This is a genomic window from Lactobacillus kimbladii, from assembly GCF_014323605.1.
GTDB classification, from domain to species: Bacteria; Bacillota; Bacilli; order Lactobacillales; family Lactobacillaceae; genus Lactobacillus; species Lactobacillus kimbladii_B.
This window is the reverse complement of the sequence record NZ_SCMB01000003.1, coordinates 91,161-103,718: the sequence shown is the minus strand read 5'-3', so window position 1 is coordinate 103,718 and position 12,558 is coordinate 91,161. Positions and strand designations below refer to the sequence as shown.

Sequence of the window (12,558 nt, the reverse complement as noted above, 5' to 3'; positions counted from 1 at the left end):
GTTATTTTTATTGAAATAGTTAACTTTGAAATTTGATATGCCCCAAAATTAGGACAAAGCAGCAGATTATATCTTTTTAAACCTATTTTTTTATTTTTAAGCACTCAAGTTGCTTTTCTATTTCAGTTAAATTCACTCCAGCTTCAATCAGAGTAGCTGCTGTATACGCTCCTTCGATAAAGGCCACATCATATAAGTGAATTTTTTTTGTAGTCATTTCAGTAGCTAATTCAATATTCATTTTGGCACTGCCTAAATCATAAAAAGCCAAAATTTCATCTGCTTTATTATCCGAAAAAGCCTGCAAAACTTTATCCATACTGGTACCTATATCTTCTTCATTTGTTCCGCCAGCAGTTGTGATTGACACATCTTTTGCAACTTGATCTAAAAGTTTAGTTAATCCTGTAGGTATTGCAGAAACATGTGATACTAAGGTTATGCCTAAACTCATAGTATACCTTCAGTTTCCAGTAAAGCCTCAAAGAGATAGCCGCTAGATTGCGAGCCCGGATCAATATGACCCTTTGATCTCTCTCCTAAATATGAAGCACGACCCTTTTTAGCAACTAAATCTTTAGTCGCAGCTACAGCAGAATCAATTTTTGCTCTCGTTAAATTATGTGCTTTTACTTCAGGTACGAGCACTGACCAAACATCAACCATTGTTTTATCTCCGGGTTCAGCACCGCCACGTTTCTTAATTCCAGCCAAAGCAGCTTCCAGTAATTCAACTATATCATCACTAGTAGCGCTTTTCTTGGCCATTTCTAAAAAAGCTGTGCCATACAAGGGGCCTGAAGCTCCACCAACCGTCGAAATTAAAGTCATAGCAATTTGCTTGAATACGTCAGTAATAGTTTCAGGTTTAGTAGAAAGTTTTTGACTAACCGCTTTCATACCGCGACTCATATTAAAGCCATGGTCACCATCACCTATAGCTGTATCAAGGTCACTTAAATATTGCTTATTTTGTTCGATTTTGGCGGAAAAATTATTTATCCAGTCAATTAAATTGTTTACAGTCAATCCCATATTATTCTTCCCTTCTTTTACCAAGCAATTGTTTCAACGGGCTGATTAAGGTACCCGAGCCATTTTTCATCAGCTATTTCAAAAAATGTGAGGGAAATACCGGCCATATCCAATGAGGTCATGTAATTACCAACTTTCATGAAAGCAGGTTTAACATCAAACTCTGCCAATTTATCAAGCAAGTCATTGCTAAAAATGTATTGTTCCATTAGTGGAGTTGCACCCATGCCATTAACCAATACCGCATATTTCTTGTTGTGATCTAAATGCATCTCATCATTTAATTTGCCTACCAATTCAGACACCAAGTCTTTTGCATGCTTAATTTTTTCACGACGGTAGCCAGGCTCTGAGTGGATACCTACGCCATATTCAATTTCATCATCTTTTAAAACAAAACCAGGTTTGCCTGTTTCGGGATTGGTAGCAGCTGATAAGGCTACTGCAATTGTTTTAATATTAGGCAAAACTTTTTTGGCTGCTGCATCAATTTCGTCTAAACTTGCACCGTTTTGAGCCATGGCGCCAAGTATCTTATGCATAAATAAAGTACCGGCTACACCACGTCTACCTTGCGTGAATGTGCTGTTTTCTACAGCAATATCGTCATCGACTACAATTGATTTTACTTTGATGTTGTCCATATCAGCCATATCTTTTGCCATATCAAAGTTCATGACGTCTCCTGAATAATTTTTAATTACTAAAAAGACACCTTGACCTTGATCGACTGCTTTGATGGCTGCGTATATTTGATCAGGAGTTGGGGATGTAAACACTTCCCCGCAAACAGCTGCACTCAACATCCCTTTACCTACAAAACCAGCATGAGTAGGTTCATGGCCAGAGCCTCCCCCACTGACAATGCCTACTTTACCAGTCATCGATTCTTTATCTGCTCTCATCACAGCTTCAGCATCTTCTATTTTAGTTATAAATTGAGGATAGGATCTCACCATACCTTTAACCATTTCTGGCACAACATTAGCAGGATCATTAATAATTTTTTTCATGTAATTAGCTCCTTCAGTAAATAAATGTAACGCTTACATAACTATTATACCAAGTAACCTTTATATAAACCATTTGTGTTGCAATAAATTAAATATTTTGGGCAAAATAAAAAACTTTAGCTAGCGTCATTAAAATACAACTGATAGCTAAAGTCTTTGGTTCTTATACTTAAAATCTTATCTTCTTACTACTTTATATCTATTTGATCTATCATCGTCTGGTTCTTCAGCAGCATGACCGCAGGCAACAATAACACAGGTTTCAAAATTCTGCGGAAGACCTAACTTTTCTTCCAAATTTTTAACAGAATTGAGTACACTAGCCGCATTCATTAGATAAACCGAACCCAGGTTGAGTTCTGCCGCCTCTACCATTATGTTTTCTGCAGCAACAGAAGCGTCTCTTTCACCAAACTCATTATTCTTTTTGACATTGATGACAAATAATAAAGGAGCATTATAGCAAGCGTTACTTGTAACTTGTTCTATTTGTGCTAATAATTCTTCACTCTCAACCACGGTCATCTGCATCACGTCAGTTTGGTGCATGCCACAAGGAGATGCTTGAAAAGCGTTGATCAACTTAGCAATATCATCTTGAGCAACTTTTTCAGTCGTATATTTTCTGACAGCTACTCTTTTTAAAACAGGATCAGTCATTTATGTGCCCTCTATGAAAAACAAAACCCAAATTATTTAATGACAGCTTTACCAGTCTTATGAACTAAATCAGACCATTTTAAAAACTGTGTTTCAGATATTCCTACTAACTTTTTACCTTTAATCTTCTTAGTACTATATACAAAAACTGTTGCACCTTTTTTAACGTATGAATATTTATTTCCTTTTACCAGAAGCTTGCCTTTGCTATCGTAAACTTTAGCATTGCGTTTTACTTTATAGCTGGCAACTTTAAAAAGCTTTACATTACCTGGCTTTACGTATTCTTTCTTCTTAGTTTTCTTGCCATTTAATGATATTTGCAGATAACTCTTATTTTTAACTGTAGTAAAACCGATAACCGAAAGAATTGTTCCTTTTTTCAGTTTTTTGTTTTTAATTCTTTTACCCTTACTGTCATATATATAGGCATTTCTCTTTAATTTGACAGTTTTGCCTAAATATTTTATTGCATTATTTGAATTAGTTTTATTTTTCTTGGGCTTCTTTGTCGTATCTGTTGTAGAAGGCTTATTTGTACTGTTAGTTGTATTGGATTGTCCATTATTGGTTTTACTTTGATCTGTAGTATTTGACGTATTCGAATCTCCCTTTGTAGTATTAGAAGTTGTATTATTAGTCTGACTTTGATTAGTTGAATTTGCATCAGTTTCTGCAGCCAAAACTGGTTTAGTGGTACTTAATCCCAAAGTCAAAGATGCAATTCCAGCTAGACTTAACAAAAGTTTTTTCTTCATTTTGACACCTCATTATTGAAAAACTTATTTATATACATTCTACTACTTTGAATAAATAATTTCTTTTACAAAATCGAAACAATTAATTTACGTCTTTGATTTGTGATATATCATTTTCATAGCTTATATTATGAGGTACGTTACATACTTTTGCTTTATACTAAGAAATAGTGAAAACATAATAATGTTATTAAAGGAAGAAATTCATGAAAAAGTCGCAAAAAGAACCAATTGAAATATTAGTCACTATTGACCAAAACTATATCAAACCACTCGAAGTTATGATGTATTCCCTTAGGCTTAACAATATAACTGAAGAGTTTCATGTCTGGCTAATTTACGATAACATCAACCTGCACGCTCTGAATAAATTAAAAAAATTTGGGCTAAAAATAGGAATTAAAGTATCCACCTTAACTATGAATAAGAATATTAAATTTCCTGATTCATTACTCAACTTGCATGATTATCCGAAAGAAATGTATTTCAGATTACTTTCAAGTAAAATTTTGCCACCTGATTTACATCGTATTATTTATCTTGATCCTGACATATTAGTTATTAATTCAATAGTTCCTTTATGGGAGTTAGACCTTAAAGGAAAAATGTTTGCAGCTTCAGTTCATGAAGGGTTAACAGATATTATGAGTTCAATTAATAATATCAGGCTGGGCACATCAACCGGCTACTTTAACTCTGGAATAATGTTAATGGATTTAGATCAAATGCGTACAAAAATTAAAATCGAAGAAATTACTCAGGCAATTGAAGAGCATCATGATACTTTAATTTTGCCAGATCAAGATATTCTCAATTATCTATATGGCGAAGATATTTTAAAAATTCCAGAAACACGCTGGAACTACGATGCCAGAGCTTTCTCAGTTTACTTAACAAGAAGCACGGGAGAAATCAACACCGAGTGGGTCATGAAAAACACGTCAATTTTACACTTTTGTGGTAAACCTAAGCCATGGCAAAAGGAGAAACATTCCCGATTTAAACCCCTTTACCTTAATTACCTACAAATGGTCAATCGCTTGTTAAAACAGCAAAAATTAACGTAACATTTAGCTTTTTACTGTTGAAGCTTGCTATATGTGTGCTAAAATAATAAAAGTTGCCGAATATCAAGCGACACAATGCTTTAGATGGATTAGTATAGAAAAAATGCAAACTATTTAATAGCATTGAATGTGTAATATTTTTTATAGAAAAGAGAAGAATTATGGCTTCAATTAACAAGTCTGAACTTACTAAAGAAGTTTCAGCAAAGACAGATCTTAAACAAAAGGATGCAGAAAAAGTTATCGATGCTTTAATCGAATCAATTAAGGATAACTTGGCTAAAGGCGAAAAAGTTCAAATCATAGGTTTTGGTTCTTTTGAAGTACGTAATCGTGCAGCAAGAAAAGGTAGAAACCCACAAACTGGTAAAACTTTAACGATTCCTGCAACTAAAGTACCTGCATTTAAGCCTGGTAAAGCATTGAAGGACGCAGTTAAGTAACTCTACAATTAAATACGAAAAAACAACGAGCCAAAGCTCGTTGTTTTTATTTTGCTTTAAAATTTTTAACGATTTTGATGGTTCAATCTCTTGGCGAAAAAATCACCAATGACTTGAACAATAAATATTAAAATAATAACTAAAACTGTCGCAATAAGAGTAACGTCATTGTCGGACCGATTATAGCCATAAGAAATCGCCGTATTTCCTAGACCACCAGCACCAATCGCTCCTGCCATTGCAGTTAATCCAATTAAACTAATAACTGTTACTGTAGTAACACGAGCAAGTTCAGATCTAGCTTCATTTAAATAAACGTTAAATACGATATCCCAGATTGTAGCACCTAAACTTTGTGCAGCTTCTATTTTACCGTAATCTACACTTTCTAAAGCTACTTGAACTTGGCGAGCATAAAAGGGTAGTACGCCCAGAGTTAAAGGTACTAGCATTGCCTTAATACCAATCTGCGTATGAACAATTAATTGAGTAAGAGGTGAGATAAAAGCTAATAAGATAATAAATGGAATAGCACGAAAGATTGAAACTATTTTATCACAAAGGTTAAACCAAAATTTATTAGGCCTGATGCCGTCACTCTTCGTTAAAACTAAAACGATACCAAAAATCATTCCTAAAATGCCACCAAAAATTCCGGCCCAAAAAGTCATATACAGAGTTTGAATAATGCTGGTACCCCAGCCAGTGTCTCCTAGCCAGCCTAATTGCACAACATTGGGAAAAGCTTTGCTAAACCAACTACTCATATAGATCCCCCTTTTCGTTTAGTCGAGTAACAGCAACTTCTTCTTTTCTTAAATAATCAACTGTCTCCTGCTGTTTTGCCTTATCTCCTTTGACTTGAACCAATAAAGTACCAATTGGTTCATCATCAAGCAGTTCAACGTTGCCATACAACATACTGGCCTCAACTCCTACTTCACGGTATAAATCGACAATGATAGTTTTGGTGACATTAGCCATGCTATATACAAGTTGATAAATAGCTTCGTTATCGTTGTCAAGCTTGTCAATATTAAGAGATTTCATAGTGTTGATTACTTCCAAAGAACCACCAACAAAACTTTTAGTCAGGTCATTTTTAGGATGAAGCACAACTTCTCTTAAACTGCCTTTTTCAACAATTTGTCCGGACTGCATTAAGGCAACTTTATTACAAACCTTTTTAATAGCTGCCATTTCATGGGTTATCAAGACGATTGTTAAATTAAGATCTTTTTGGAGCTTTTTAAGCAATGCCAAAATTTGAAGAGTATTTTGAGGATCAAGAGCACTGGTAGCCTCATCAGAAATCAAAATATCTGGTTCATTCGCCAAAGCTCTAGCAATAGCAACTCTTTGTTGCTGACCTCCGGAAAGTTGCACAGGATAAAAGTTTGCTTTATCTCTTAAATCCACTAAATCTAGTAATTTTAATGATTTTTCCTTAATTTCTTTTTCTTTTAATCTAGAATGTTTCAGGGCAAAGGACACGTTGTCAACCACGCTTATTTCATTTAGTAAATTAAAATTTTGAAAAATCATGCCAATTTTTCTGCGAGCCAGTTGTAAATCTTTGTTAGATATCACCTGTTTGCCATCTTTGACAAAATCAGTTCCGTTAACTTTAATATTACCAGCTATCGGTTTTTGTAAAAGGTTGACTGTTCTGACTAAAGTAGACTTACCAGCTCCGGAAAAGCCTACAACTCCGAAAATATCACCTTTTTCTACAGTTAGACTAACATCATGAACTGCTTGTACAATTTTGCCTTTTTTATCAGGGAAATCTACACTAACGTGTTCTAAATCAATAATACCCATTACAATCTTCTCCAATCATTAAAATTTTTACTTCAATTTAATGTCCCAAGCACTTCTAGTCATATTTCCATAATATTTCTTTTGTATCCGTTTAGTTTCAGCGGTTTGATAACATTTGACTACTGCCTGGTAGTCCTTGTTCTTTGCCTGTCCTTTTTTAGCTACAATTATATTTATCCATTGATAAGAGTCTTTATTAACTGGCTCAACAAAGATTGTCTGTTTTTCGCCCAAACCAGCAGGACGAGCAAAGTCATTATTAATAACCGCTGCATCTACAGAATTGATTATACGTCCACATTGATCTGCGCTAATTTCCTTAACTTTGATGTTTTTTGGATTCTTCACAATATCTGCAACGGTCATAAGAACTTTACCCTTGCGTAATGAAATTAAACCGGCATTTTTCAAAACGAGTAAGGAACGAGATTCATTACTTGCGTCATTTGGAACAGCAATTGTAGCACCTTTTGGCAGTTCACTTAATTTATGATATTTCTTTGAATATAGCCTAATTGGATTTATATCAGTTCGTCCAATAGCCACTAATCCACCATGGTTGGCTTTATTCCAAGCTTTTAGAAAAGCATAGTGTTGGAAAGCATTTAAGTCGATGTCACCACTTTTTACTGCTTTATTTGGTTGATTGTAATCAGTGAAATTCTTGATTTTAATTGTTATGCCATATTTTTTCTTAGCCAAAGCTGCTGCGTGATTCCAAATAACCTCTTTCGGTTTAGACTCACTTACAATACCCACTGTAACAACATGGTCTTTTTGATTGCTACCTCCCTTTTTGCCAAAGCTAAACCAGGCAATAGCAACAATTACAATGGCCGCAATTACTCCAATAAATATATTGCGACTTTTTTTAGTCATTAGAAAAACCTCCCAATTTTTCGATAAAAAAAGCACTCATCCTAAACTAAGGACGAGTGCTTCGTGTTACCACCTTTAAATTTGTTTATTACTCACGTAATAAACCTCAACAGCTATCTAACAATAGCTTGCAATCTTAACGGATGCAACTCCGCCACTAGCTAAATATCACTAGCAGTCATCGTTTCAAGCCCATGTTCACTACACCTTACTAACTGACTCTCACCAAACGTCAGCTCTCTTTATTAGTAAAAATAATAGCTACTCTGCTTTTCAAGATGTATTAATTATTTAATTGTTTATTAATTTAACATCTAAAAAATCTTCTGTCAACCAAAAAATAAATTATTTTTTATTTATTTGGTATGATTTTATTATTTTAAAAAAATATTGTCCCACAGCAAAAGTAACAATAGCCATGCCAATTACCTGCCACCAATAATTATGATTTAGGTTTTCAGCCAGAAAAAAGCTGCTAATCAAAGTCAGTATGCAAATTAGTAAAACGACGGTTGAAGCAATAACTTGTTTCATGTCATTTCTCCTTTCTCATATAAGTTAAAAATTCATATGGATAAGAATTCAAATTATCAGGTTGATGAAATTCCCTTTTTACTATCTTAAAATCGCCATAATTAAGCTTTGTCATTGTCACATCAGCTGTAAAAGTAGCTTTTATTTCAGTTTTTTCTAAGCAATCTACCTGATTTTTCAAGGCGTCAAAGACCGAATTACCACCTATTACACAAATTTCCAGATTTTTGTGTTGATCAATCCATCTTTGTAATTCAGTGAGCGTAGATATTATTAAAACTCTTTGATCAGCAAAAAATTTATTTTTTAATTTCTGACTAGTTGTTAAAACAATATGCTTGCGACCTGGTAGAATATGAGGCAAGCTCATAAAAGTTCTTCGACCCATGATAATGGGATGTCCATAAGTTATTTTTTTAAAATGGTGTAAGTCAGCAGGCAGTTTCCAAGGTAAATGCCCATCTAGACCAATTTGGTGTTTTTCATCTTCTGCCCAAACAAAAGTGATCATTAGTTCGCCTCTCTCTTAATTATAGCGCTTTATTTATTAGATTTCTTGTCTTTTGCCCAGCATTACCAATTATGCCTGGTTAATTTTCCGCAAATAAATTTAGACATGATTTTTCAAGCTAATATTGCTATAGTTATTTAAGTATCTTAACAAATTACAGGAGGAAGTCATGTCGGAAAAAAGTCAATTTACTGAAGCAAAATATAATAAAATGAAACAAACTGAAGCTGATTTAGTGCGCGATTTACAAGCAATTGTAAAAGATCCCTCTAAAGAAGCCGATTTGAGTGATGATGTCTTTACCAAGCATCAAAACTGGCTGCGAATTATTATGCCTAATTATTCCCGCAAAATCCATTTAGGAATAGTCAATGCTTATGATAATGATACTCGCTACCAATCCTATTATGATGATAAGGCTGGCAAAGGTGCAACTAAGATATTAAGTAGAATTGTCAAAAAACATTTAGCAAAATAAAAGAAGTCTTTTACATGAAAGACTTCTTTTTTGTCAATGAAACCAGCTAACATGCTTATCGGTAAAAGCTAGTAAATCATTAATTAAATACAAAATATATGTTAAAAATAAGGTGAGATTAGCATCCCCCTGAAACGCGGTAACTCCCCATAAAATAATTGAAAGTACTCCTTGAATAGTCCAAAAATAGTATTGCTCGCGAAAATGTAATGTGCAAAGAAGAGATCCAGTAATTCCGATTGCTCCCGCTGTTGCATCGATTAAGGGCCTAGGACTAGTGAAAATTTTTGTATCTAGCAGATAAAGTAAAACTAGCACTACGGCAAAAAAGATAATGGTAAGAAGCCACTTTGTCAGTGTCAAACCATGAATATGTTTTTCCGTATCTTTAGACCAAGACGGCAACAACAACACTGGTAAATCCAAAATAACAATATATACGCCCTGTAAAATTACATTGGCATAATTTTGGGCATAAACGGAAACAATAATGTAAATTGTAGCTGAAATCAAACCCAAAATACCGTTAATTTGTCTGGCGTTAGTAATAGCAAGAGTACAAGTGAAACCTAAAATTGCAGCAATCATTGTCAATAATGAAATTTGATCAATTGGAGACGCAACAGTAGTCCCAATAATAATACCAATCCCCAGCATTAATAAGAGATATGTTTTAAAACTCCAACCACGCATTTGGTTAATGTACCATTTTAATTTAAAAATATCAGCTTTTAGCTGAACTTTCATCCGACCTTCCTACCTTCTACTTGAATTTCAGTTAAAAAACACGTTTTTAATACTAACATAACTTTTAAGTCACTTTAAGAAATTTAACTAGAAAGTCAGATCTATGAAAATGTCTGCTGTCAACTGTCCTTTTGCCTTATCTATCTTTATCCATTTTTATTATTGACCATTTAAGCAGAAAGGGCGAAATCACAGTTGTCATAATGATTGCACCAATCACAGTTGAATATGCCGCTGGCGCAAGTAGATGGTTTGTCAAACCTATCTGTGCAACCACGAGAGCCATTTCACCGCGCGAAACCATTCCGGTCCCGACTAACAAGGAACTGGAATTGCTAAACCCAGCAATTTTTGCGCCCAAGCTTGCGCCAACTAATTTTGATAAAACACCTCCAATTATCAAAACGATAAATAAAATAAAATCGTGTAATATTCCTCTAATGCTCATGTCCAAACCAATACTGACAAAGAATACGGGGATAAAACTACTGTAACCAATGACGGTAAAATTCTTTTTGAGAATTTTCTGTGCTGAAGTACGATTGAGAGCCAAACCGGCAAAAAAAGCGCCAATCACATTACTAAGTCCTACTTCTTCAGCAGCCCAAGAAGCTAATACCACAATAATCATTGCCATCAAGGTTTCAGAAACAGGCAATGTCAGACGCTGACTTAAGCTAATTAACCGAGGTATGACATAAATGCTAAGAAGAACTAATAATATAAGAAAGGCTGCCTGAACAAGGAGGCTAATAATAAAGTTTTTTTCCATACTTGAACCTTGCTCAGAAACACCTGTCAGTCCACTAACAATGCTCAAAAGTAATATTGAGAGCAGATCATCTGCTACTGCAGCACCTAAAATTGTCATGCCCTCCTTTCCTTCCAGGCGTCCCATTTCTTGCAAAACGGCTACCGAAATTGAAACCGAAGTAGCTGAAAAAGTTAAGCCTAAAAATAAACTTTCAACCTGTGAAAAATTAAAGAGAATGCCTGTTATATAAGCAATAATAATTGGTACTATCATACCAAAGGCAGCTACCAACACACTAGGACGAAAAAGTTTTTTTAGTGTTTTAATATCACTGTCAAGACCTGCCAAAAACATCAAAAAAATCACACCGATATCGGAGAACACTTTAATGATTCCGCCCGGTTGTACCAAATTAAAGATTCCCGGTCCAATAACTATCCCAGCTAGTAATTCGCCGACAACAGCTGGTAATCTTAACCTTGCACTTAATTGTCCGCCAATTAGGGTAGCTATTAATATAACAACTAGCATTCCTAAAAATTTCATTTACCTTCCAGCTTTCTACAGCAAAAAAGACCTTCAAAATTGCTCAGGCAACCCAAACCTGAGAACAATTCTTGAAAGTCTTTCACTCCAACCAAAATATTTATTTAATTTAAGAACCGATTTGATTTTTGCACAAATTAGCAACTTTTATTAGTATAACTCACAATTTTTTTAATTCAAATTTACAGAAATATAAACCAATTATTGATCGATCTTTCACTAAATAAAAAATCGTAATAAAGCTAAAGAAACTACCCCAACAATAACAATTACTAAAAGTGATTTGCTAATAACCGCTGCTATAAAAGTTGGAAATGAAGCAACAAGATATTCAAGGTTAGCTTTTGGCAATTGACCTGGTTGAGCGGTGAATAAATTGCAAAACCACATAGTAGACATTATAACTATCGGTACAAAAGATAGAAATTCAACCACTGCTTTAGGTAAAGTGAATTTTTTTAATAAAACAAAAGGAAGTATCCGCGATAGCCAAGTTGCAAGTCCACATCCGATAATAGTCAAAAACAAATAGTTAGAAGAAGACACGTTTTATTACCATCCCCAATGCACATCCAATAAGGGTTACAACAATAATAACCATACTGGGTGACAAAATCATTGTCAAAATATAGGTCAACAACATTGTCAGTAAAATTACTATTACTTGTAACAGCTTATTTAAAGACTTATCATTGTTTACTTGCAAATATAACAAACCAATAAACATTGCCACATTTGCAAAATCAAGACCTAATTGTTTTGGATCTTTAATAAAGTTGCCAAGTATGGCACCAATCGCTGTAGCAAATACCCAAGTTTTATATGAAATCATATTTTCAGTATTGAACCAACTGAAATTCATTTTGTCATTTGTAAAATTAAGTTTATTCATTGCCAGAGCAAAGCTTTCATCAGTTAAAAGCGTGCCAATTAAAATACCTTTGCCCAGTTTATCTTTCTTAAAGTACGGTGCCACCATTGTACTCATTAAAATCATCCTTGAATTGACCATAAATGTAGTAAAAATAATTGAAGCAATCGGACTACCTGCTACTAGCATACTAACAGTGGTAAATTGTGCTGATCCAGCATAGATTATGATTGACATCATGATTACTGTAATAGTCGAAAAACCTGTTGAGCGAGCAATCACACCAAAAGCGGACGCAATTCCTAAATAGCCAAAAACTGTTGGAATTGTGTCAATAACAGCTGCACGCTTAGATAATGAACTTTCCATATTTCACTTCTTTAACTCAAAAATTAACTTACAATTAAATTCATGCATGTTTGTTTTATAGTCATAAAA

17 protein-coding genes and 1 other annotated feature are annotated in these 12,558 nt (G+C 34.2%); of the genes, 3 read left to right on the top strand and 14 right to left on the bottom strand.

Annotated features, from left to right (window positions below):
• Positions 1–82: 82 nt before the first annotated feature.
• The 5 genes from dhaM to ERK18_RS05650 form a co-directional block, all read right to left on the bottom strand.
• A complete protein-coding gene (gene dhaM, locus ERK18_RS05670) occupies positions 83–454 on the bottom strand; it encodes a dihydroxyacetone kinase phosphoryl donor subunit DhaM (RefSeq protein WP_187154645.1) in 372 nt (123 codons plus the stop codon).
• The gene (dhaL, locus tag ERK18_RS05665; protein ID WP_187154644.1) at positions 451–1,035 is read right to left on the bottom strand and encodes a dihydroxyacetone kinase subunit DhaL; all 585 of its coding nucleotides are present in this window, start codon (positions 1,033–1,035) and stop codon (positions 451–453) included. The genes dhaM and dhaL overlap by 4 nt, the downstream gene beginning before the upstream one ends.
• Positions 1,036–1,052: 17 nt before the next feature.
• Positions 1,053–2,048 (bottom strand): dihydroxyacetone kinase subunit DhaK, encoded by a 996-nt coding sequence (dhaK, locus tag ERK18_RS05660; RefSeq protein ID WP_187154643.1) that lies wholly within the window; start codon positions 2,046–2,048, stop codon positions 1,053–1,055.
• Between the two features lie 177 nt (positions 2,049–2,225).
• Positions 2,226–2,708 (bottom strand): nitroreductase family protein, encoded by a 483-nt coding sequence (locus ERK18_RS05655; RefSeq protein WP_187154642.1) that lies wholly within the window; start codon positions 2,706–2,708, stop codon positions 2,226–2,228.
• Between the two features lie 32 nt (positions 2,709–2,740).
• Complete coding sequence (locus ERK18_RS05650) at positions 2,741–3,466, bottom strand: SLAP domain-containing protein (RefSeq protein WP_187154641.1); 726 nt, start codon at positions 3,464–3,466, stop codon at positions 2,741–2,743.
• Positions 3,467–3,672: 206 nt separating this feature from the next.
• Between ERK18_RS05650 and ERK18_RS05645 the strand changes: the two genes are divergently transcribed.
• Positions 3,673–4,533, top strand: coding sequence for a glycosyltransferase family 8 protein (locus tag ERK18_RS05645; RefSeq protein WP_187154640.1), 861 nt, complete (start codon positions 3,673–3,675; stop codon positions 4,531–4,533).
• Positions 4,534–4,694: 161 nt separating this feature from the next.
• Positions 4,695–4,976: an HU family DNA-binding protein gene (locus ERK18_RS05640; protein ID WP_034979630.1), complete on the top strand. Its 282-nt coding sequence runs from the start codon at positions 4,695–4,697 to the stop codon at positions 4,974–4,976.
• 65 nt (positions 4,977–5,041) lie between these two features.
• Here ERK18_RS05640 and ERK18_RS05635 read toward each other — a convergent pair whose 3' ends face one another.
• From ERK18_RS05635 to ERK18_RS05615, 5 genes are all read right to left on the bottom strand, one after another.
• Positions 5,042–5,743 (bottom strand): methionine ABC transporter permease, encoded by a 702-nt coding sequence (locus tag ERK18_RS05635; protein ID WP_187154639.1) that lies wholly within the window; start codon positions 5,741–5,743, stop codon positions 5,042–5,044.
• Entirely contained in the window at positions 5,736–6,800 is a 1,065-nt protein-coding gene (locus ERK18_RS05630; protein WP_187154638.1) for a methionine ABC transporter ATP-binding protein, read from the bottom strand. The genes ERK18_RS05635 and ERK18_RS05630 overlap by 8 nt, the downstream gene beginning before the upstream one ends.
• A 27-nt stretch (positions 6,801–6,827) precedes the next feature.
• A complete protein-coding gene (locus ERK18_RS05625) occupies positions 6,828–7,679 on the bottom strand; it encodes a MetQ/NlpA family ABC transporter substrate-binding protein (protein ID WP_187154637.1) in 852 nt (283 codons plus the stop codon).
• Positions 7,680–7,724: 45 nt separating this feature from the next.
• Positions 7,725–7,965, bottom strand: a binding site (T-box leader).
• Between the two features lie 59 nt (positions 7,966–8,024).
• Positions 8,025–8,213: a hypothetical protein gene (locus ERK18_RS05620; protein ID WP_187154636.1), complete on the bottom strand. Its 189-nt coding sequence runs from the start codon at positions 8,211–8,213 to the stop codon at positions 8,025–8,027.
• 1 nt (position 8,214) lies between these two features.
• The gene (locus ERK18_RS05615; protein WP_187154635.1) at positions 8,215–8,724 is read right to left on the bottom strand and encodes a dihydrofolate reductase; all 510 of its coding nucleotides are present in this window, start codon (positions 8,722–8,724) and stop codon (positions 8,215–8,217) included.
• Positions 8,725–8,893: 169 nt separating this feature from the next.
• On the opposite strand from ERK18_RS05615, the gene ERK18_RS05610 reads away from it, so the two are divergent.
• On the top strand, positions 8,894–9,202 hold the full coding sequence (locus ERK18_RS05610; protein WP_187154634.1) for a TipAS antibiotic-recognition domain-containing protein: 309 nt from the start codon (positions 8,894–8,896) through the stop codon (positions 9,200–9,202).
• A gap of 33 nt (positions 9,203–9,235) precedes the next feature.
• Here ERK18_RS05610 and pnuC read toward each other — a convergent pair whose 3' ends face one another.
• The 4 genes from pnuC to ERK18_RS05590 form a co-directional block, all read right to left on the bottom strand.
• Positions 9,236–9,949, bottom strand: a complete 714-nt coding sequence (gene pnuC / locus ERK18_RS05605) for a nicotinamide riboside transporter PnuC (RefSeq protein WP_187154633.1) — start codon at positions 9,947–9,949, stop codon at positions 9,236–9,238.
• 136 nt (positions 9,950–10,085) lie between these two features.
• Positions 10,086–11,249 carry a cation:proton antiporter gene (locus tag ERK18_RS05600; RefSeq protein WP_187154632.1) on the bottom strand — a complete coding sequence of 388 codons (1,164 nt, stop codon included), beginning with the start codon at positions 11,247–11,249 and terminating at the stop codon, positions 10,086–10,088.
• A gap of 219 nt (positions 11,250–11,468) precedes the next feature.
• The gene (locus ERK18_RS05595; protein ID WP_046332207.1) at positions 11,469–11,795 is read right to left on the bottom strand and encodes an AzlD domain-containing protein; all 327 of its coding nucleotides are present in this window, start codon (positions 11,793–11,795) and stop codon (positions 11,469–11,471) included.
• Positions 11,782–12,489 (bottom strand): AzlC family ABC transporter permease, encoded by a 708-nt coding sequence (locus ERK18_RS05590; RefSeq protein WP_187154631.1) that lies wholly within the window; start codon positions 12,487–12,489, stop codon positions 11,782–11,784. The genes ERK18_RS05595 and ERK18_RS05590 overlap by 14 nt, the downstream gene beginning before the upstream one ends.
• Positions 12,490–12,558 lie beyond the last annotated feature (69 nt).